This window comes from Leptospiraceae bacterium (assembly GCA_024233835.1).
Lineage (GTDB): Bacteria > Spirochaetota > Leptospiria > Leptospirales > Leptospiraceae > JACKPC01.
Genome location: JACKPC010000001.1, coordinates 1,762,503 through 1,784,178, shown reverse-complemented (window position 1 = coordinate 1,784,178; position 21,676 = coordinate 1,762,503). Strand labels below are relative to the sequence as shown.

Genomic DNA, 21,676 nt, shown 5'->3' with positions numbered 1-21,676 from the left:
ATACTTACATGGTTTTTTACTCCGGATTATTTGATAGGTATCACAGGCCTTAAAAGGAAAAAATCCCTTATCGTTGAGGTACGTGGCATTGCAAACAATTCACCCTCAGTCCATGAGCAGGTTTTAGAATTTCCGGACTACTCTCACTTAAGTGACAGGCTATACAATTTTTCCTGTCCTGCAAACGATGGGGGATATAGGGTGGAGAAAGGGCCTGAACCTTATTTAAAACCCCTGTCAATCTATAACCCACAAAATCTGTCTTCTGAAACTGAGAGTTTGATACAGAAGGAACGTGACATTGTCTGCAACTTAATTGAAAAGCATGAGGTGTAACTTTTGCAAGTTTCCCTTCCCTGGCAGCTTTACCTTCTTCATGACAGGAAAGGCAATTCTCCCGCCCCCATTCTTCTACAGAATGAGGGATGGTTGGGGGAGCTCCTTCATAAGCTCGGTTCGTATATCGCTTTTCTCTAAAAGAGTCCAGTTTCGCCTCCTTTTCTGATTTACAGGCAAACAGCATTAAAAAGGAAAATAAAAGAGTAAGGATTTTCATAGTTCTCTCCTTAGCCTACTTTTTCAATACGAACCGCACATTTTTTATAATCGGGCTGCTTGGAAATGGGACAATGGGCATCAAGAGTTACCACATTTATTATCTTTGACTCATCAAAGAAAGGTACAAAAACAGATCCGGAAGGCGGATTTCCCCGACCGTTCACCCTTGCCGGAAGAATAATGCTTCCTCTTTTGCTAATTACTTTCACCTGATTGCCATCACTAATGCTCAAAGAGCGAGCGTCTTCCGAATTCAATTCGATATAAGAAGCCGGTACAGCTCTATGAAGTTGCGGAACCCTTCGGGTCATAGAACCTGTATGCCAGTGTTCCAATACTCTTCCCGTACAAAGCCAGAATGGATATTCTTTATCAGGTTCTTCCGGAGGAGCCTGATAGGGCCTTAACCAAATAATTGCTTTATTCTGATGAGCCTTATTTCCATAGAAAGAAATTCCTTCTCCTTTCTTTACATAAGGATCATAACCTTCCCTGTAGCGCCAGCGCGTTTCCTTTCCATCGACTACCGGCCAGCGTAGTCCTCTGACTTTTTGTAGTAATTCATAAGAACCCACATCTTTTCCGGTTCCGAGGGTTAAACTACGATATTCTTCAAAAAGACCTTTCCCCTGCTCTTCTTCTGTTTTCCAGGGAAAAAGCTTCTCAAAACCCATCCGCCTGGCTACTTCGATGAGCTGCCAGGAATCTGCTTTACTTTCTCCGACAGCGCTTACCAGCTTATTCCATTGCTGAGTCCTTCTTTCACTATTTCCAAAACAGGCTTCTCTCTCAACCCACATCGCTGATGGCAATATTACATCTGCAATTTCAGTAGTAGGTGTCGGATAAACATCGGAAACAACAATAAAGGGTTTATGTTCTCGAATTCCTTTCAAGAACTTATCTCTATCAGGAAGAGTTACCATAGGATTAGTGACCTGTATCCACATCACTTTTAAGGTTCCGGCTTTTAACTTACGGAACATAGCAATCGTATGATTAGAAGGTTTATCGGGTATGGTTCCGGCAGGCACTCCCCAGACTTTTTCTACTTCAGCCCTGTGAACCGGATTTTTAACTACTCTTCCTGCCGGTAAAGCATGAGTCAGAGTTCCTACTTCTCGAACCGTTCCGCAGGCACTCGGTTGACCGGTTAAAGAAAAAGGACCATTTCCCGGTTCACTGATTTTACCTGTTAGAAGGTGAATGTTGTATACAAGATTATTAATCCAAGTTCCTCTCGAATGCTGGTTCATACCCATACACCAGAGACTGACTACTTTCTTTTCCGGGTCTGCAAACCAGGAAGCCAGTTCCTGTATTTTACTCGCGGGAACTCCGCTTATCCTGGAAGCATATTCAGGAGTATAAGTTTCTAAAAACTTCTTATATTCATCAAAGCTAACCAGTTCCGCTGCTAAAGGATCTTTTGGATTTTTTTCTTCCTCGAGACCAAAGCCTATATCATTCTCGCCTTTCTTAAACAATACATGTTTTTTGATAAAATCTTCGTTTACTCTTCCGAGACGAACAATCTCATGGCAGATAGCATTGGCGATAGCCAGATCGGAATGGGGACGAAATTCCAAAAATAAATCAGAAGATTCAGTGGTTCTGGTATGCCTCGTTCCAATATCAACAATTTTGACCCAGGAAGCCGTTCTTTTACGTTCTAAAATGCGTGAGAATAAAACCGGGTGCATTTCCGCCATATTATTTCCCCACAGAACAAACACATCACCTTTCTCAAAATCATCGTAACAACCCATGGGCTCGTCTTTACCGAAGGTTGTAATAAAACCGGTAACAGCACTCGCCATACATAAACGGGCATTTGCTTCGATATTATTGGTTCCGATTCCACCTTTCATCCACTTAGAACCGGCATAGCCATCCTGAATTGTCCATTGTCCGGATCCGTACAATGCTACCGAATCTTTCCCGTGTTTTTCTACAGATTCTTTGAATTTAGCTGCGATAAGACTTAGAGCTTCTTCCCAGGTACTCTCTGTAAGTTTTCCATTTTTTCGAATCTGCGGTTTCTTAAGTCTATCCTTCCCGTAGAGAATTGCCGGCAAATGATAGCCTTTTACACAGAGTAAGCCTTTATTTACCGGATTTTGTTTGTCTCCGGCAACGGCAACGACCTTATCATTTTTCACCCCGACCATAACTCCGCAACCGGTTCCACAAAAACGACAGGGAGCTTTGCTCCATTTGATTTCTGCATCGTTTAGAAGTTTCTCGGAAGATTCTTTTTTACAATTCGTAAAAATACTACTTCCCGCAACAGAAGCTGCATAGGCAGCAGCAACTTTCTTAATAAATCCTTTTCGTGAAACCCTTTCAGAAGGACTATTCATAACTAAATTCTCCTGACTCATCTATAAAAGTATCTTCAATATTTGTAAATACAATATTCGTAAGTACTACATCTTTTACACTACTAATCTTTTCAGTAACTTCCGTGTCTTCTTCTAAGGTAGAAGTATCGGTGACTACAACCAAATGTGAGTTCTCGACATTTTCTACACTTACTCCTCGAATATGAAGAAGAGATTGAATCACCTCTTCTTCTTTACCCGGAACTACCTCTACTATTAAGGAAGAAACAGGCATAAGCTACTGCGCATAACGCTTCTTAAAAGCATCCGAAGCTTTCTTGCGGGCTTCTTTTTCAGCAGGACTCATTTTCCCTATGAACCACTGGTGCATAGGACTGTTTAAAATCTCATTCATCCGTTTTTCCACGGCAGAGGCCTGGGCTGCTTTACCCGAACGTTTTCCTTTTTCGATTACTTCTTTTAACTCAGGAATGAATTCGTGGTAGAACCTGTCAGCTACCTCATACATTCCGTGCCATTGTGTATAGTCCGGCCCCATCATGGCTGCTCCGTGTCTGGCTCTACGACCTTCATGGTGCCATAAGAAGAAATAGGTGAACTCTATCTTATCATCAAAAGTAACATCAGCAGAAATTAAGCCCCCGGAGCGAATCATATTATATAGTTCCGTAGCCGGTTTTCCAAATTTACCGTTATAAAGTTCTACGAGATTATCAAACTGCTTATACCAGTTTGCAATCCATTCATCACCGTGACAGCTCTTACAAACCTTTTCCATGTCTTTACGACGGTTCTCCCAGGTTTTTACTGTCTTTCCGGATTTTTTCGCGCCTTCATCTATCTTTTCTGAAACCGGAGGTCTGAGTGTCCAGGAAATACGCGCTCCCACATCGTGTGTGATAGGTAAATCTTTTGTAGCTCCCATATGACAACTCGAACAGGTAGGTCCCTGCTCATAATGAGTTCCGGGAAGCCATTCTCTTTCGTTCATTCCTTTTACAAATCGTTCCCGGTTAGCAGTAAAAGCAATTCCGTGTTTGGATTCATTATAAATTTCTAATTGAGGATGATCGGGACCCATATGACATCTACCGCAGTTTTCGGGCTGTCTGGATTGTGCCATGGAGAAATTATGCCTCATGTGACAGGCCGAACAGGCTCCTCTTGAACCATCCGGGTTCAAACGACCGATACCTGTATTGGGCCAGGTTGCCGGATCTAATTTACCATTGGCTAATACTTTAATTTCAGAACCGTGGCATTGTAAACAACCCGATACGGCAGCAGGAGACTCTTTCGTTTTCTCTCCCTTTTCGTTAAACTCTGTAAAGCCCTCTACAACTTCTGCTAAAACGTTATCAAGACTTCCCAATATTTTTCCTGCATCGGAATGGTGACTATCCTGAAATTCTTTATATTCTTTGGGGTGACAGTTAGAGCAATCCTTTGGAGATACGATAGTTGCAATCGTTTTTCCCTCGTGTTCAAAGGCATCCTTATCACCCTTATCGGCTTTATGACAATTATAACAACCCACACCACTTTGTGAGTGCTTACTTTCTTTCCACTGTCCGACGATACCCGGTGTTTTGGTTGTATGACAGGATACGCAATCTTTATTTTCTGACGTAACCACTGCATTGGGATGATCTAATACTCGATTTCTCCCTCCCTCTATCCAGGCAACGATAAGAAGAGAGAGCATAAAAAAAATAGAAAGGACAGCTACCACCACTTTCTTTGTATTTAAACTCATCTCCCCAGCTTCCGAATCCGTAGAAAATAATTTTTTTAAAAAATCCTTCATTCGATTCCTCTTATATTCTCTCTTCCATTAATGACTATAATGTAAAACAATGGCTTCCCATACTGTCATGACAACAAGCACAACAACCCCAACAATACCCAAAAAAATGCTTAGTTCGCGGTTTTTATTTTTTCTTCTAAAGAAGTTATCAATCAAAGGCCACATCATTAGCATAAACGCTCCGGCTCCGAGGCTTAAGACAGCAAAGGTTAGAGAGGTAAGCTTTAACCAGCGAAAAGTAAAATAGAAATACCATTCCGGCTTAATATGTGGCGGCGTTACCAGAGGATTGGCTTTCTCTTCAAGACCGATAGGGAATATCACAGACAAAATCGTGATAAAAAACATAAGGCTTACTCCCAGGGCTATTTCCGAAAGCAAATGATCGGGAAAGAAGGGAAAAGTTTTGGGTTTATTTTCTTCTTTTTCAAACTTAAACTCGGTTACTCCTAATAAGCGAATGAACATGATATGCACACCGAGAAGAATAAACATCACGGTTGGTAATACACCGATGTGAATCACAAACATTCGGGAAAGAGTTTCTTTTCCGATTTTTGAACCGGCACGCATAAAGTCAGCTATCATAGGCCCTATGGCCGGGACTGATTCGGTGATATTACCGGCCACTGTAAGCCCCCAGTAGGATAGCTGCTCATAAATAAGAGAATAACCGGAAAATCCAAATATTAGAGTAACGATTAATAGACTTACTCCTATCATCCAGTTGATTTCTCTCGGTTTACGATAGCCACCGGTAAAGAAAACTCTCATCATGTGCAAAATAACAGCTATCACCATGAAGTTAGATGCCCAGCGGTGAATGCTTCGGATATACCACCCGTAGGGAACTACTTCTGTAATATGCTTCACACTTTCATAGGAAGTTTCCTGCCCCGGGTTATAATAAAAAGACAACATAATCCCTGTGGCTACCTGAACCAGAAAGAGATAGGCAGGAGTTCCCCCCAGACACCACCACCAGTGTTTTAAATGCCCCGGCACAGGCTCCGAACCCAGCTCTTTCAGTGACTCCGGGTCAAGAGGAATTCGTTCTTGAAACCAATTTTTTAATGCTTTCATGTAGTTTCTATCAGAGCGTAAATCGCTCCCCCCTCGATTACAAGTTCCAGTGCCTTTAAACTTTGTTCGGCTTTTTTAGGAGGACCCTCGGTAGCTTTTCCGCTGGTATCAAAGGCACCTCCGTGACAGGGACAAAAATACCTGTTGTTTTTATCTTCCCAGTGCACCTTGCAACCGAGATGTGGACAGCGACTCGAAAAAGCTATATAAGGATTTATACCACTTCCTGTATTAGTAAGGAGGTATTTTTCCCCACCGGGAGCAACAAAAGTATAGCTTTCACCCTGCTTTACCTCATCCACTGAGGTGATATAAATTTTAGATTTTTTGCGTTTTTTCCTTCCCGGGAAAAGAAAGTTCAGCAGCAATTCCCGCTTTGCTTGTAACAGGCAGATAAGGCTAAGATTTTTGGGTTTACAGGGAAAGCTTTCGTAAACTTTTTCATCAAAAATCGCTTGTACCTGTGCAGGGATATAGTCTTTTTGACTATATGCCAGCCAAAAACGAGTTACACGCACGGGTAGATTTATCAGCAGATGGACTTTATCAAACAATTCGGGAAGAATTTTCTAAAATCCCGGACCACAGAGTCAATCCTTCGATTTCCCTAACAGATGCTTTGATGTCAGCCTTTGCTATCTTTTCTCAAAAGAACGCATCGCTTCTTGAGTTTGAAAGAGAAAAAGTGAAGAATAAAAATCTTCAAAGTATATACAAGATTCAAGAGATACCCTCTGACACTCAAATGAGAGAAATTGTTGATGAAGTTTCAACAGGAGCTTTCAGGAAAATATATAAAAACCTTTTTTCAAAACTTCAGCGTGGCAAGGTTCTCGAATCTTATCGTGTCCTTGATGATTATTATATTCTTTCCGGAGACGGAACCGGATTCTTCTCCTCAGAGAAAATTCATTGTAAATCCTGTCTTGTAAAGAATAAGAAAAGTGGAACTCTCTACCAGCATATGATGTATGGTGCCTGTATTGTGCATCCGGATAAGAAAGAAGTTATCCCTCTTATGTTTGAACCTATTACAAACGAAGATGGGAAAACAAAAAATGACTGTGAGTTAAACGCCTCTAAACGATTTATTGAAGATTTTAGAAGAGAGCATCCTCATTTAAAAACAATATTTGTAGAGGATTCTCTGTTTTCAAATGCTCCCCACATTGAATTACTGAAAGAGAAGAATCTATCCTTTATCATAGGTGCAAAAGAAAAAAATCACAAACACCTTTACAATCAACTTGATAAGCTACAGGAATTAAAAAAGACAGAGCAATTCTGTATAGAGAAAGATAGATTTTCTCATTACTTTTCTTTTACAAACCAAATTTCTTTAAATGAGACTTCAGAACTCAAAGTCAATGTTCTTGAGTATAAGCAGGTTGATAAAAAAGAGCATATGATTGCTTTTAGCTGGGTTACAGATATTGAAATTACAAAAGAAAATGCTTATGAATTGATGCGAATCGCGAGAGCACGATGGAAGATAGAAAATGAAACCTTCAATACTCTGAAAAATCAGGGTTATCACTTTGAACACAATTATGGACATGGCAGTAAGAATTTGTCTAATAACTTTGCAACTCTTATGATACTTGCTTTTCTTGTAGATCAGATCCAACAATCAAGCTGTGCATTATTTCGAAAAGCACTTGGAACTTTTCATGCAAAAAGATTGTTCTGGCAAAAGATAAGAAACTTGTTTGAAATATTTGAATTTTCATCTATGGAGCAACTATTCCAGGCTATTGCTTATGGATTTAAAGCAAATATTTCTATAGGAGAAAATTCATCATAGCGAGATTTTTAAAAACAGTGAAAAATTTTCTGAAGGAGCTATTCATTCATTTTTCCTTGTACTAATTTTACTATGATTTTAGCTCAATTTTTACTATACATAAGTATTTTGGGTTCTTTTCCTCGAAGGAAATCCGGAAGTTATGGATTAAAAAACAGGCTTAAAGAAGCCTTGTACTCTAAAGCGGGAATTGCTGAAAGTTCAGAGCAAATTTCCCTAAAGTTCCATAACTTACACCTAAAGCAACAAACATGACGAGCGTTTGAAAAAAACCTTTTCTGGAGGTTTCATCTTTTATTTGAGGATTATTCTCATTTTCCATCTAACTCAGAATCCTATAAGTAGTGTGCTATAAATTGATAGTATAAAGAAGATACAACTCCCCCATATCCCTTCCCTGTAGTTTAACAGGAATTTAGTGATTTGTAATTGATTTAAATCAAGAAAATCTTACTTTTTATATTTTTTTCTCGTAAGCGAGCCATCGATGACTCGCTATATTTTCCAAAAAAGTAGAGGCTTCCTACTTCTTGCTCATTAATTTGTAGGTTATAGGAACAATAAAGAGAGTGAGTAAGGTGGAAAATAGAATTCCCCCGATAATAGAAATGGCCATCGGGATACGCGTTTCTGCACCCGGTCCGAGGGCCAGGGCTGCCGGGATAGCTGCCGCCAGAGAACTTAAGGAAGTCATGAGAATGGGACGAAGCCTCTGGGGACAGGCGCATAACAGGGAGCGAAGGGTGCTTTTGCCTTCTTCTTCTTTTTGGCGGCTAAACTCTACCAGTAGGATGGAGTTTTTCTTTACAATCCCTAAAAGCAAAATGAAGCCTATGAAACTGTAAACGTTCAAAGAATATCCGCTATGATAAAGTGCTGCTATAGCACCCGTAAAACTAAAGGGCATAGATAAAAGAATGATAAAAGGATACTTAAAACTATTGAACTGGCTCGCAAGAATCATGTAAGAAATAAGCGTACCTAAAACCATAGCATAAATCAGACTTTTAAAAGCATCTTCGGTGCCCTTAGCATTTCCGGTTCTTTCGAGTATATAAGCTTTGGGTAAAATCTTCCTGGCCAGCTCTAAAGCCTGCTCAATAGATTCTTCCTGACTTTTTCCCTTACCCGGATTGGCAAAGAAGGTAATCGAGCGAGAACGATTCAGCCTGGTGATAACCTGTATTGCATCTTCTTTCTTTAAGGTTACCAGCTCTTTCAGGTTAACAATTTCTCCATAGTTATTTCTTAAACTTACAAGCTCTATATCCTTTCCGCTTAAACCTTTTGTACCGGTTTTCATGCCCACGCGAATATCATAGTTTTTACCGTTCTCTGTAAATTTACCGGCTTTTCGACTACCGATAAGGGCATTTAAAGTAGTGCCTATGTTGGCCATGCTCACACCAAATTCGGCTGCTTTTTTTCTATCCGGAATTATTTTTATCTCAGGTTGTCCTTCTTCATAGTCTGTATCTACATCCAAAAGCACCTGTTGCTTTATAAATTCCTTTTTTAGTATTTCAGAATATTCTGCAAGCTTTTCCCAGTCCGGTCCGCTTAAAGAAAGCTCTACCGGGAAACCTCTTCCGCTGGAAAATCCCCTGAGGGATAAATCCTGGATAAAAGCTTTCATAGAAGGATTTAAAGAATTTAACTCTTTTCTAAAAAGAGCGATTAGCTCTCCCTGAGTCCAGTTCTTCCGAGTATTCGGATTGATGGGTCTTTTGTCCTTGTCTTTTAAAGAGACAAAAAACATGGCCGTATTCACTTCTCCTCCATTAAAGCCCCCTACTGCCATAAAAACTTTATCGACCGCCTGATTCTTTGCCAGGTAAGCTTCAATTTTTTTCATTTCCTCATCTGTTTTTTCTATGGAAGTACCTACAGGTAAGCGTGCTCTAATAAAGAGTTTGCTAATATCTCTTGAGGGACTAAATTCTTTTTTTACATGCGGATAGTAATAAAAGGAAAGAAAGAAGACAGAGAAAGTAAGAATCAGGGTTAGAACCGGGTATTTCAGTGTGAAATACAGAGCCCTGCGGTATCGATTTTCTGAATAATTTAGGAAGCGAGACATGGTTCTATCGAAGGCATTGGATTCATCGGCTGTTTTTAAAAACTGAGAAGAACGCATGGGAGTAAAAGTCAGGGCTTCGAATAAGGAAAGAAGCACGGTAACCGAAACAGTAAGCCCGAATTCTAAGAAGTATTTTCCGATAACCCCCGGCATAAAAGCTACCGGCATAAATATGGCTGCAATGGAAAGTGTGGAAGCAAGGGCAGCGAGGCTCACCTGTTTGGCTCCATCGAGAGAAGCACTTACCTTGTCTTTTCCCGATTCCTTATGCCTTGTGATGTTTTCTAAAACCATAATGGAATCATCCACTACAATACCTGTAGCCAGAGTGAGGGCAAGAAAAGTAAATGTGTTGAGTGTAAATCCAGCTAAATATATAAAGAAAAGTCCACCGATAAGAGAAGTCGGAATGGAAAACAGAATATTTACCGTAGAAGAAAAATTACCTAAAAAGATCCGGCAAACAAAGGCAGTAAATAGCACGGCTAAAAAAATAGTAAATTGCAGTTCTCCGATAGCTTCTTCTACATAAGTTGAATTATCGCTGGCTATATCGATATGAAAACCGGGAGGAAGTTCTTTTTTTAGATCTTCTAACTTCTTCTTCACCGCTCTTGCCACTTCTACTGTATTGGCTCCCCGAATTTTTCTAACTCCGAGACTCATAGCGGTCTTACCGTTAAAACGGGAAATTCGCCTGACGTCTTCGAGTCCGTCTTCAATTTCTCCTACACTCGAAAGTCGGATGTTTCGGTAAACCGGAACTCCTCTTCTTGTGTTGATATAAATCTTTTGAATTTCCTCTACTGTCGGAACGTTACCGAGACTTCGAACCGAGATTTCTTTTTTCTTATTTTCTAACCTACCGGCAGGAATCTCTATATTCTGTTCGCTTAATGTATTTAAAACATCATCCGGGGTAATCTCGTATTGTTTTAGTTTTAGGGGATCCAACCAGATGCGAATATTTCTTTCGAGATAACCTCCGTAGATCATATCTCCAACTCCGGGCACAATTTGGATTCTATCCCGCAGGTAATCTTTGATAAACATAGAGAGATCTTTTAAACTTTTATCTGTAGTAACCGCAAGCCACATAATAGGATAGTCTTCCGGGTTACGCTTGGTGATAACCGGTGGATCCATTTCCGGTGGTAATTTATTCATCACAGCCGATAGCCGCGATTGGATTTCCTGTATAGCAACATCTACGTCACGCGATAATTCTAATTCGAGGGTAACATTGGCAAGCCCCCTCCTGGAACTGGAACGAATCTCGATGAGCCCTTCGATAGGTATTAAAGCTTCCTCCACATAATCCACAATATCGGATTCCATGATCTCCGGAGAAGCTCCTTCGAGGGTAAAAGCAAGGTTGATTACCGGGAAATCGATATCCGGGTTTTCGGAAATTCCCAGCCGCTTATAAGAAATAGCTCCCAAAAGAATTAAAGCCAGCATTAGCATCCAGGCAAAAACCGGGTTTTGAATTGATATACGGGATAACATAGCGATTTCGATGATAATTTTTAGCTCGGAGTTTTTACGAGTATAATTTCCTTTTTTCTTAACCCATGCCTTTTCTAACCCACGATTTTAATCGTGGATTAAGGAAAAGGAAATATCACCAGGTTATGGTAAGTTTGTATGTGGTATACTTTTGGCCCTTTACTTCCTCTATAACTACATTTTTTACATAGGAACCATACATAGATACATAGCCTCTCAGGTAACCTTCTATTAAGCTTATAGGTTGCGGCACAGTTGTGATACAAACAGCTTTTCCATTTTCATAGCTTTCGGTATCAAACCTTTGCCATTTCGGTGCATTACGTACTGCCCCCAGGAATAAAGTATTCAGATTTTTAAGAATCTTCTCTGTTGAGTCTAAGCCCTGGGAGGCAAAAAGTTCTTTGGCACCACTAACAACTTTTTTACCAAGAGTTACCATTACTTGCGGAGTAACTTTTTCACCAACCTCTCTTGTCATAGTACAAAACTTGTCCCAATCATACCACTCCTCATCTTTCATTCCATCTACCAGTTTCTTATACTCTGGAAACACGAGGGTGGCGGACAACATGCCACCGATGATGTTCTTATAAAATAAACCTTGCAACTCTGCCATTATAAACTTTCCTATAGTTTTTTATTCGCAATGTATATGATCTGCATTTAAGAGTAAGCTAAAACTTACAGTCTGTAATATTTTTCTTGAGTAAAAAAGTGTCAATCGTTTTTGAAAAAATAAATTAGATATATTAGATATATATAAATAATCAAAACTATTATTTTCTAAAAGATTCATACCATATCATTCTGAGCCAACTGAGCTTGAGAATGTGGGTTCATGATACGCTTACCTTTTAAGACTCCCATTGTAGAGTCCTCCTTGTATTGTGATACTTCAAGGAGAGTTATAGATTTGATTCTTGTGAAGGAGTTTTTGTATTAGATAGGGAGGGAAAAGTAGAGAAGAATCGATGCAATGATGTGGGCATATTCATACTGCACAAGCAGTTTTTTTCAAGGTCCCGAGAATCGTCCGACGTGACGGCGACTGCAATGGGTCATGTCGGACATTCTCTCGTTAGAGAGCTGTTTTTTGAATATTACAATAAAAGCACCTTTCAACTTCTGGCAAATTTTAATAAGAATGTATAATCTCCCTTATCTGCCATTTTCAAACTCTGTATATAATAAATTCTTAACTTTGATTCTTGAAATAAATCATATCTTCCCCAACTAAATACCTGTCGATCAAATACATTTTTAGCTATTATATCTGCCATGAGTCTGGAATGCCTTCCGTTTCCATTAGGAAAAGGGTGAATAGCAACTAAGCGATGTTTAAATCGTATAGCAATTTCATCTTCAGAAAATAATTTATTCTCTATCCAGTAATTACAATCATCAAGCAAGTTTTTGATTTTAATGCCAATTTGGAATTTATCTACTCCGATATTTTTATTTGAAAGACGATATTTACCAGCCCACTTCCAGACATCACCGAACATTTTTTTATGAAGTTCAAGAATAAATTTTTCAGAAAAAACTTGATTCCTTTTAAACTTTTTCACCAGCGACCATTCAACTGCTTTTTCAATATTCAGTTCTTCAAATTCATTCAATTCTTCTCTATTGGAAATTGTTTTTATTTTTAATTCGACTTTTTCTTCTGGACTCAGTGGAGTTTGACCAAATACATATTGTAAATCATCTAATCCCATAAATAACCTGGCATATCATCCATAATCTTTTTTTTTCTCTCATTTATTGCTTCTTCTAATCTTTCTTTGGAAATTTCTTGATCCTCCAATTTCATAGTAAGACTGGTTCTTTGAATAATTTCCGTTGCCAGCTCTAATGCTCTTTTTTCGATTAATTTTTCGAGAGATTTATCTCTGGGAATGAAACCATAAACAAATTCCATGTCCATAGCTTGAGCGAAATCTTTTAGAGTTTTGAGAGTAACTGTACCGACTTTTTCACGTTTTTCCATATTACTAACACTCTGGGGGGAAATACCCATCCGTCTGCCGAGCTGCTTTAGGGTCATTTTCAATGCCGTGCGGATGCTATATATCCAGCCTTCACCAGGGAGTTCAAAAGTATCAATTGAGGAAAAAATAGAAATTTTTTTATCTACCTGTTTCAGGATTAATTTTTGTTTTAGATCTTTCATCATCTTATAGGCTTAATATAATTCAATAATCTCAGCCTATAAGATGAATTACAAGCATATTTTTCATTCTAAAGATTGAATGTTGTGATTTTTTGAATTAAATGAACCAAGGCAGTGTATTCCTGTAAACGTTCGGTATTTTTATTATTCTTTTTTCGACAGCAGCAGGTTGCCAGACGGAAAGTCTTTCCAGTCCCATACACTCTTCTATAGTTGCATTTCTTCTATTGCTATTTTCAACAATTTCAAATACTTCCGAATTTAGAGCGTCCTGAGTAAATCGGGATGGTAGCCCTCATTTAGGGGAACTTTTACTATAGAACCTACGGTTCTGTGCTGTTTTACTTTCTTCTCTGCCAATTTCTCTTCTTTGAGGCTTCCATCATCAATACCGCTTGCTCTTTGTAGGTAGTTTTCGGCAGCTTTATCTTTTGGATCTTTTTCTAAGACCTGTCTGAACTGACCGATGGCTTCATAGAATTTCTGATCTTTATATAGTTCAATTCCTTTTTCAAAGTCAGGTCTGGTTTCTAGTTTCAGATCGATAATTCTTTTGCTATTACCATTCAGGATTTCTATCACTCCGACAGCTTTATTTTTTCCCTTTACCTTTACCGTGTCTACCTTTCTATAAGAATACTTATTTTTATTATGGTAATATGTAACAGGTAACACATCTTTCTTCCGAAGATAGAGCCATTTGATTTTCTTTTGAAATCCGCACTTCGGACAATTTCTGTTACGACAGGAATTGTAAGAAATATCAATAATACCGGGAGTTTTTGTATTGGATAGGGAGGGAAAAGTAGAGAAGAAGCGATACAATGATGTGGGCATATTCATACTGCGCAAGCAGTTTTGTTCAACGTTAACTTATACACAATAGCTCATCATACATCTGTTGTGCGAAAGATTCGACGATTTTCTAAACAACTTTATTTAATATTATTTATCTCGTTGGAATTATTTTTTAACGAAGAATTATTTGAGTCTGAAAGTTCAACCCCTTTCTTTTTTGCTCCTTATATTTTTGCTTGTCTATATCTTTATACACTTTCAAGATTATTTTTTTGCTTCTTCAGCTTTCTCATTTTCGGTGACTTCTCTTTTAAAAATTTCGCATGCAAGGGGGTTTATTCCCCTCCCCGTAAAAGATGCTAAAAAGATGCGTCTTTAAATAACCAAATGACTAAATTATCCATGCTTACGCAACGTTACTTGTAGTGAGTAGCCGACATCCAAGTTTGGCGTATCGAACTACTGTCCGGACAACACACAACGAACGTAGACGGTATTGGTCTTACTGTAGTAGGAGACATTGCCATTGATGAAACTGACGGCAAACGCGGTGAAAATACTGCTGGACGACGAAGACCAATAATAGTTGACAACGGTATTTGGAAATAAATGATTAATCGAAGGAAAAGTGTAGTTACCGCAGCTGCTTAAATCGTTCGGCATGGTTTTATTCGTACAATGAATTAACGTCTTTAACTCATTCTTGGTCGTTACACGCCAACTGCCAGCACCTTTTCCCGCAAAGCTTAATGTATTACAACTATCAAACAAAGCTCCGCTGGTTAAAACCGTTCCATTATCACACGTACTATCATTTGAAGAACAAAACTGTTTTTGAACTGCTCCATATTTAGTTCCAGAATCTCCTGTTCCGGTACAATCATTGGTTCCACTATTCCAAGTTTGACCTTGGGTGCATTTCATAAACGTTAATGTTTGGGCTGTATAGTCTTGACCTCCAAAATTCCCGGCTACCCCTACAAACTTTAATGTTCCATTGCATTGGTCTGTAAATGTTCCCCAGGCGTAGGTCTCTGTGCCTCCGGGTCTGCCTTCTAAGCAAGGAACTCCACAACTCACATCTATATTGCTTACAGTTGCATTTGCTGTGCCTGTTCCATTGCTTACTGTGCAAGTTTGACTGCTCGGCTGCGTTTTTACAGTTACTGTATAACTACTACCACTATTCACTGCCGCATCAAAGGTATAAGAACCACTTGCACTGATTGACTTATCTACACTACCATTGGTTAATACTACTGTTCCGGTCAGACCGCTCACCGTCCCACCAAGTGTGTATTGTATCGTATATAAAGCACTGGCTACACTCGAAGCGGTCATACCGGTTTTACAACCTACTGCTTTTAGTGTTGTAGTTGCAGTTACACTCACTGCTGCACTATACACTGTTCCGGTTGAACAAGTTGGCTCACTTCCATCTGTTGTATAACGTATCTCAGAACCGCTTGTAGTTGAACTAATGGTCACGCTTTGTGCAGATGTATATGTCCCTGCTGCAGGGCTGAAGGTAGGTGTGACTACTGTTAAGTTCAAGGTATACAATGCACTACCTATACTCGATGCAGTCGCTCCGGTTTTACAACCTATCGCTTTTAGTGTTGTAGTTGCAGTTACACTCACTGCTGCACTATACACTGTTCCGGTAGAACAAGTTGGCTCACTTCCATCTGTTGTATAACGTATTTCAGCACCACTTGTAGTTGAACTAATGGTCACGTTTTGTGCAGATGTATATGTCCCTGCAGTAGGGCTGAAGGTAGGTGTGGCTACTGTTTCCGATTTCTCGGTATTTGCCGATAGTGTTGTCGATTGACCGGCTATCAACGCTGCTCCTAACAATAAACCTTTATCATCTTCTTTTTCTTTCTTACAAGAAAAAAGAAAGGATAATGTTAGAATCATTACAAATATAATATGGTTATTCACAAATTTTCCTCTTCGTATATTTATCATGAACTTAATTAATCTATCAGATAAAAAAGATTTGTCAATTCCAGTATTCTGGAGTTTTTTCTATATTCAGGCTGTTGCTTTTTTTTAAAATACTGATAATAGCAATAGCATAAGTAACATGTGGTGATGATAATTGGAAAGAAATAACGGATTTATTAGATAAAGATGAAAGCAGAACCATTCAGGGTTAATCCTCCGATTTTGGAAACATGCAAACCACTTACTGAGCAAACCAAGTCCGGTTGCTGAGCGAGCCAATGCGAGCCGAGGCACCTGTTTTACAAAGAGCTTACAACTAAGGTATACCTTTCAGGTTCCGGGCAGTCGAGTATACCTACCGGATTAGCTGCCGGTATACTTACAAGAATGCTTTTTCGCCTATCGGTACGTATTCCGGATAGTATAGCGGAAGGTATACTGACCTATATAGCAAGCTGAAAGTTGTACCTTGGTTGTATGAGCCGGGGATTAGGGATTTGTAACAAATCAAGGCCCTTCTTACGCATAGAAATAGCGGTTTTTAGCCTGGCTTTATGCGTAGCTCTTTGTTTTTCTGCTTCAGCTCTTTCTTCAGCCCGTTTGACGAGCTCTAAAGCTCTATTGTAGCCTTTTTGCTCCAGCCTTTCTGCTAATGATGTTATCATTCATCTCTTTTACTCTCCCGCTTTTCTCAGTTTCAAGCATTTTTTCAATTTTGGGGGATTGAAGGGATAAGACATTTTCCAAATTATAATATTATTTATTTTCTTAGCTGAAGTTAAAGCATGAGAATATTTAATTGCCAATAAATAATTCATATTCCCTCTGAAAATAAGTCGTAATGTTAGAAACAAATTTTTCTGAGCTATCTAATAATTCTTTAGATAGCTTTTCATCTATTTTTGCTAACTCATGATAGTCGGTATAATTCCTGATATCAAAAGCCTTGTGAATCTGCTTTGACATCTCCTTTGAAAATTTTCCTGTTTTTACGAAATATTTATCGAAAACTTCTATCACACCGATATGCTTCCTCTTCTCTGAATCAGTAAGATATTGTAATGCTTGCACGGCATAAAACATTGCATAATAAGATCTGTTAATAGAGGAACGGTAATTTTTTTGTTCATGAAGTAATATAGCGGCACTTAAGGTTTCTTTGGCATGTGTTAATCTTGCAATAATTTGGTTTTTAAAGTTCTCCATTAATCTCAATTCCTTCTTTGAATATAGATTGTACATGTCTTGTTTTATAAACATCTTCAGAAAAAAAATTATCATAAGTGAAATATACTGTCTGAAAAAACATATCGTTCTCGAAGCCTTCTTCCCAAATAATTGTAAATAATTCTTCTTGATAATTTTTATTTAGCTCAGGAACAAGAACACATAAATCATAATCCGAGTCAACATTAGCATCACCTCTCGCTCTTGAGCCATACAATAGCAATATATTATCATTAAACTTCTCGGTAATTTTTTTTTTAATGCAATTCAAAACTCCAATTTCTTTGGTAGATAAATAAAACTCTCTCTTACAAGCTATTTCTCTAAAGGATTTTAAATCTTTATGAACTGCAATATTTCGTAAATCATCTGATATTATAAACACAATTCAATTCCCTCCGTAGTTGCAATCACGTAAGCTTTGTTTCTCAGCTTCAGCCCGTTTGACAAGTTCTAAAGCTCTATTATAGCCTTTTTGCTCCAGCCTTTCTGCTAATGATGTTATCGTCATGAATAATTCTTAATTCTCTTTTCTCGAATAAAACCTGAGATACTATAAAGATTTGTTGATTGATATAGGTTCTTTTCCCTATCACATAAGAACGAATTTAAACTGAAAATCTTTATTATTTTTAAATAGTCATCTACAAGAAAAATAGTAGAGAATGTTAATGTCCGAGGAACTTTATTTTCTTCTGCCAATTCAGTGATTTCTTTTCTCAGCCTGTCAGTAACCTTTTCAAACCCTCCTGAAGCCTTATCAAGCTCTTCTTTTTGTAAACCTCTCTCTTGCCTTCTTTTGTTCCTGTTTTTCTTTTTCCGTGTTAGTATAAAAACTCTCTTTTTAAAATAAATCCATACTCACAATCCTTAAACAAAAAATAAGTATTTAAATCATTTTGTAAAGTAATTTTTTCTATTTGCTACCAAAATCCAGCTCCATCCTTATTTTTTCAGGGAAGCAGGACAGTTGCTTTTGCATGCCAAACAAAGCTACTAAAGGATACTTTACAAATACTCTATACTGATTAATGACAGGTCATCTGTTAAAGTCGTCTCTTCTCTTAGATGCTTAATCATTTTATCAATATCGCCTTCACAATTTTTCACTACCGATAGTATATGCTCAGAGTTAAAATTCATATTGTCCTCCAATAAAATATCATCCTTTCCATCAGAACCAATAATCAGAATATCTCCTTTTTGCATCTTTTTCTTATATATGATTATATCTTTAGATTCTATTGTATCAAATCCTAATTTAGGCATACTGAGTCCCTTAAAGAAAAAGAAAACCTCCCGGTCCCTGTATAATATGGGAGAGGTATGTTCAGCATTTACCATATATAAAATATCTGTTTCTTCATCGAGCAGGCCCATAAATAAAGAAGTCAGCATATGATAATTAAAACATTGAAATAAATAATTAATCTCAGACATGGTTTGGCTTAACCAGCTCTTTGGTTCCAGCATTTGATATTCAGTCTGTGTTTTAGTTTTTTGAACAATAGTATTTAATGCTGTACCTAAAACAATAATCCCACCTGCTCCCTGTGTTGATTTTCCCATCGCATCGGCATTGGCAAAAAGAATGTAACTTTTATTATTTAAGCGAATATTTATAGAAAAATTCATATCTCCACCAATCTCATAGGTTTCATGCTTAAACATAAATTCTTTATACTGCTTTATCCCGGATTTAATTTTAAACTTCTGACTTTTTATTTGAAAAGTACTTAAGGGTTCAATCAAAACTTTCATTAGATAATAATCTATATCCTGCTGATTTTTCAAAAAAGTAACTCTATCCAAAGCTTCGTGTAACTGTCCGGTTCTCTCGATCACTTCATTTTCCAATTGTGTATTCAAGTTTTTCAACTCTATCTGCGTTTTTATCCTCGACAACAACTCTTCTTTAGAAAAAGGTTTTGTCAAATAATCGTTGGCTCCTGTACGAAAACCTTTCACCAGATCTAAAAGGCTATTTTTCGCTGTTAGAATAATAATAGGTAATACAGCCGATGAATATTTTTTTCGTATTTCTTCCGCTACCTCATAGCCGGACATTTTGGGCATCATCAAATCTAAAAGTACTATATCAGGTTTTTCTTCCTCAAGCAAATCCAAACCTCTTCTGCCATCCAATGCAACTCGTATATGATAAATACTAAGTTGGTTTTTCAAAACCTGTATATTGATAGCTTCATCATCTATAATTAATACTTTAGCTTTATCCTGTATTTCTTCTGTTTCCGGGTTTATATCAATCCAATCCTCTTCAAAAGAAATTAAACCATGACTGATATGTTCACTTTCATTTCTTGAAAAGGTATCATAATCCAGATCTTCAGGTTGTGGTAAATTAAAACTAAATTTACTTCCAAATCCTAACTCTGATTCAACTCGAATCTGCCCTCTATGTAATTCCACCAATTTTTTCGTAATAGCCAGACCCAGGCCCGTACCACCATATTCCCTTGCAATTGAACTATCTACCTGTTCAAAAGAATTAAAGATTAACTCTCTTTTATCTTCAGGGATTCCAATTCCGGTATCTGCAATATAAATCATGACTTCTTTTTTCTCTGAATCATAATTAGCCCCGAGACGAATATCTCCTTTTTCTGTAAACTTGATAGCATTTGATAATAGATTCATAATTATTTGCTCTAAACGATTTTCATCAGCCAGTATGAGTGGTATATTAGCCGGGATTTCTTTTATAATCCGAATCGATTTAGAACCTATCATTTGTGCACATAAAGTAATAATCAAATCAGTTAAGCTATTCAAATCAAGAATGCTCTTTTTCAAAACCAAATCTTTATTTTTTATTTTTGAATAATCTAATATATCATTTATTATATTATACAATCGTTTGCCGCTATGATGGATTATTTTCAAATTATTTTTTGCAGATAAGGAAAGCTCCCCCGAATTATTGTCCATTAATGATTCTGTAATTCCAATAATCCCATTTAAAGGAGTTCTGAGTTCATGAGAAGTATTCGCTAAAAATTCATCTTTTATTTTATCTATCGTGCGCAGCTTTTCATTCTGTTCTTCCAGTTCTCTTGTTTTATCAGATAAAGTATAAGACAATTCTTCCACCTGGTAAAAAGCTTTGGTAAACTTTTTTGCTAACATAACAGCCTGAGAGAAAATAAAACCAAGCATTCCGAGAGGAACCAGGGTTAAATCAGAATGTATTACATTTCCATTTCTTAATATATCATGCATAATGCTTACCACTAAAATAAAAGTTCCCAGTAAAAATGTTCCGGCTCCTGCAATACCTCCAAAAGCCGAGCGAATTAGAGTATAAAGTGCATAAAAACAAAAAATAATAAGAACACCCTCAAAATACGGAAAACTCAAAGAAGCATAACGGATAGGAAATATAAGTACATAGAGAATTACCAGAAGACTTAAACGGTTCAACCAGGTTATTACAAAATTAGAAAAATATCTATTATATAAAGCTGAAATAAAATTCGCAGAAAAACTTATAGAAAGATAAGTAGATATTAAATATAGTTTATATAAGACTGCATAAGGAATAAAAGTAAATCGATAAAGATAATTCTCACCGGTTAAAAGAGTTCGTAGACTAATAACAAAACAGAAGCAAGAAAATACAAGTATATAAGATTCCTTATGTCTGTATAAAAAAATGAATAAATGGTATAAACCCGTAATAAAAATACTTCCAAAAAGTAAAAAAGTAAGAATTATATTTTTTTCTCTTTCCCTATATATATCTTCAGTAACACCTAAAAATATAGGAAAAGATGGACCGCTGTCATAGTGAGAATAATTAGATATATGTAAAATTATCTCCAGGTCTTTTGTATCCGCAGGGAAAGAGACCAGGTAGCTATTGATATCAGGTTTTGCCTCATCCGGAGAAATTCCGGTTTTTCCCGCCGATAATACTTTTTTTGAATTAATGTATAAATCAAAAGAAGTTAAAATAATCCCTATTTTCATAGACAGGCTTCTATAAGTCTTATCCAATTTTACTTTTACTCTATAAGTTGCATATCCATCCCTCTCTAAGAATTCATTATCTATCCTATTGCGATTCCAGGCAGAAGGGATAGTTTGATATTCTGCCTGAATATTCTTTGATAGAAAATCTTCAGAAGAATAAAATTTTTTCCAATAGAATTCCCATTCTCCTGAAAGTTTTAGAATTCCTTTCTCTTCCAAATTCCAATTCTGTAAATTTACTAATCCCTTTTTAGCGAAAGGAGTGTTTTCCGGTTTTGAACATGCGAAAGTAAACAAAAGGCAAAAGATGATTTGCCTGATTCTAAAATTATACATCCTATTT

General features: G+C 37.4%; 18 protein-coding genes. 1 reads left to right on the top strand and 17 read right to left on the bottom strand.

Annotated features, from left to right (window positions below; translation table 11 throughout):
- Nucleotides 1-67 precede the first annotated feature (67 nt).
- From H7A25_08160 to H7A25_08135, 6 genes are all read right to left on the bottom strand, one after another.
- A complete protein-coding gene (locus H7A25_08160; protein ID MCP5499860.1) occupies nucleotides 68-556 on the bottom strand; it encodes a nitrate reductase cytochrome c-type subunit in 489 nt (162 codons plus the stop codon).
- 10 nt (nucleotides 557-566) lie between these two features.
- Nucleotides 567-2,921: a molybdopterin-dependent oxidoreductase gene (locus H7A25_08155; protein MCP5499859.1), complete on the bottom strand. Its 2,355-nt coding sequence runs from the start codon at nucleotides 2,919-2,921 to the stop codon at nucleotides 567-569.
- On the bottom strand, nucleotides 2,914-3,177 hold the full coding sequence (locus H7A25_08150) for a chaperone NapD (protein MCP5499858.1): 264 nt from the start codon (nucleotides 3,175-3,177) through the stop codon (nucleotides 2,914-2,916). Before H7A25_08150 ends, H7A25_08155 begins: the two co-directional genes overlap by 8 nt.
- 3 nt (nucleotides 3,178-3,180) lie before the next feature.
- Nucleotides 3,181-4,659, bottom strand: a complete 1,479-nt coding sequence (locus H7A25_08145; protein MCP5499857.1) for a hydroxylamine oxidoreductase — start codon at nucleotides 4,657-4,659, stop codon at nucleotides 3,181-3,183.
- 78 nt (nucleotides 4,660-4,737) lie between these two features.
- The gene (locus tag H7A25_08140; protein MCP5499856.1) at nucleotides 4,738-5,793 is read right to left on the bottom strand and encodes a cytochrome bc complex cytochrome b subunit; all 1,056 of its coding nucleotides are present in this window, start codon (nucleotides 5,791-5,793) and stop codon (nucleotides 4,738-4,740) included.
- On the bottom strand, nucleotides 5,790-6,266 hold the full coding sequence (locus H7A25_08135; protein ID MCP5499855.1) for a Rieske (2Fe-2S) protein: 477 nt from the start codon (nucleotides 6,264-6,266) through the stop codon (nucleotides 5,790-5,792). The genes H7A25_08140 and H7A25_08135 overlap by 4 nt, the downstream gene beginning before the upstream one ends.
- A gap of 17 nt (nucleotides 6,267-6,283) precedes the next feature.
- On the opposite strand from H7A25_08135, the gene H7A25_08130 reads away from it, so the two are divergent.
- Complete coding sequence (locus H7A25_08130; protein ID MCP5499854.1) at nucleotides 6,284-7,597, top strand: transposase; 1,314 nt, start codon at nucleotides 6,284-6,286, stop codon at nucleotides 7,595-7,597.
- Nucleotides 7,598-7,775: 178 nt separating this feature from the next.
- On the opposite strand, the gene H7A25_08125 is transcribed toward H7A25_08130, so the two are convergent.
- The 11 genes from H7A25_08125 to H7A25_08075 all read right to left on the bottom strand — a co-directional run bounded on the left by H7A25_08125 (nucleotide 7,776) and on the right by H7A25_08075 (nucleotide 21,669).
- Entirely contained in the window at nucleotides 7,776-7,919 is a 144-nt protein-coding gene (locus tag H7A25_08125; GenBank protein MCP5499853.1) for a hypothetical protein, read from the bottom strand.
- Nucleotides 7,920-8,120: 201 nt separating this feature from the next.
- A complete protein-coding gene (locus H7A25_08120; protein MCP5499852.1) occupies nucleotides 8,121-11,186 on the bottom strand; it encodes an efflux RND transporter permease subunit in 3,066 nt (1,021 codons plus the stop codon).
- 115 nt (nucleotides 11,187-11,301) lie between these two features.
- Nucleotides 11,302-11,805, bottom strand: coding sequence for a hypothetical protein (locus H7A25_08115; protein MCP5499851.1), 504 nt, complete (start codon nucleotides 11,803-11,805; stop codon nucleotides 11,302-11,304).
- Nucleotides 11,806-12,307: 502 nt separating this feature from the next.
- Nucleotides 12,308-12,907, bottom strand: coding sequence for a mobile mystery protein B (locus tag H7A25_08110; GenBank protein ID MCP5499850.1), 600 nt, complete (start codon nucleotides 12,905-12,907; stop codon nucleotides 12,308-12,310).
- Nucleotides 12,898-13,362 carry a mobile mystery protein A gene (locus H7A25_08105; GenBank protein ID MCP5499849.1) on the bottom strand — a complete coding sequence of 155 codons (465 nt, stop codon included), beginning with the start codon at nucleotides 13,360-13,362 and terminating at the stop codon, nucleotides 12,898-12,900. Before H7A25_08105 ends, H7A25_08110 begins: the two co-directional genes overlap by 10 nt.
- Nucleotides 13,363-13,623: 261 nt before the next feature.
- Nucleotides 13,624-14,199: a transposase zinc-binding domain-containing protein gene (locus H7A25_08100; GenBank protein ID MCP5499848.1), complete on the bottom strand. Its 576-nt coding sequence runs from the start codon at nucleotides 14,197-14,199 to the stop codon at nucleotides 13,624-13,626.
- 420 nt (nucleotides 14,200-14,619) lie between these two features.
- The gene (locus H7A25_08095) at nucleotides 14,620-16,107 is read right to left on the bottom strand and encodes a chitobiase/beta-hexosaminidase C-terminal domain-containing protein (protein ID MCP5499847.1); all 1,488 of its coding nucleotides are present in this window, start codon (nucleotides 16,105-16,107) and stop codon (nucleotides 14,620-14,622) included.
- A 449-nt stretch (nucleotides 16,108-16,556) separates the two neighbouring features.
- On the bottom strand, nucleotides 16,557-16,778 hold the full coding sequence (locus tag H7A25_08090; protein ID MCP5499846.1) for a hypothetical protein: 222 nt from the start codon (nucleotides 16,776-16,778) through the stop codon (nucleotides 16,557-16,559).
- A gap of 130 nt (nucleotides 16,779-16,908) precedes the next feature.
- Entirely contained in the window at nucleotides 16,909-17,319 is a 411-nt protein-coding gene (locus H7A25_08085) for a HEPN domain-containing protein (protein ID MCP5499845.1), read from the bottom strand.
- Nucleotides 17,306-17,725 carry a nucleotidyltransferase domain-containing protein gene (locus tag H7A25_08080; GenBank protein ID MCP5499844.1) on the bottom strand — a complete coding sequence of 140 codons (420 nt, stop codon included), beginning with the start codon at nucleotides 17,723-17,725 and terminating at the stop codon, nucleotides 17,306-17,308. Before H7A25_08080 ends, H7A25_08085 begins: the two co-directional genes overlap by 14 nt.
- 623 nt (nucleotides 17,726-18,348) lie before the next feature.
- Nucleotides 18,349-21,669, bottom strand: coding sequence for a response regulator (locus H7A25_08075; protein MCP5499843.1), 3,321 nt, complete (start codon nucleotides 21,667-21,669; stop codon nucleotides 18,349-18,351).
- Between the last annotated feature and the right edge of the window lie 7 nt (nucleotides 21,670-21,676).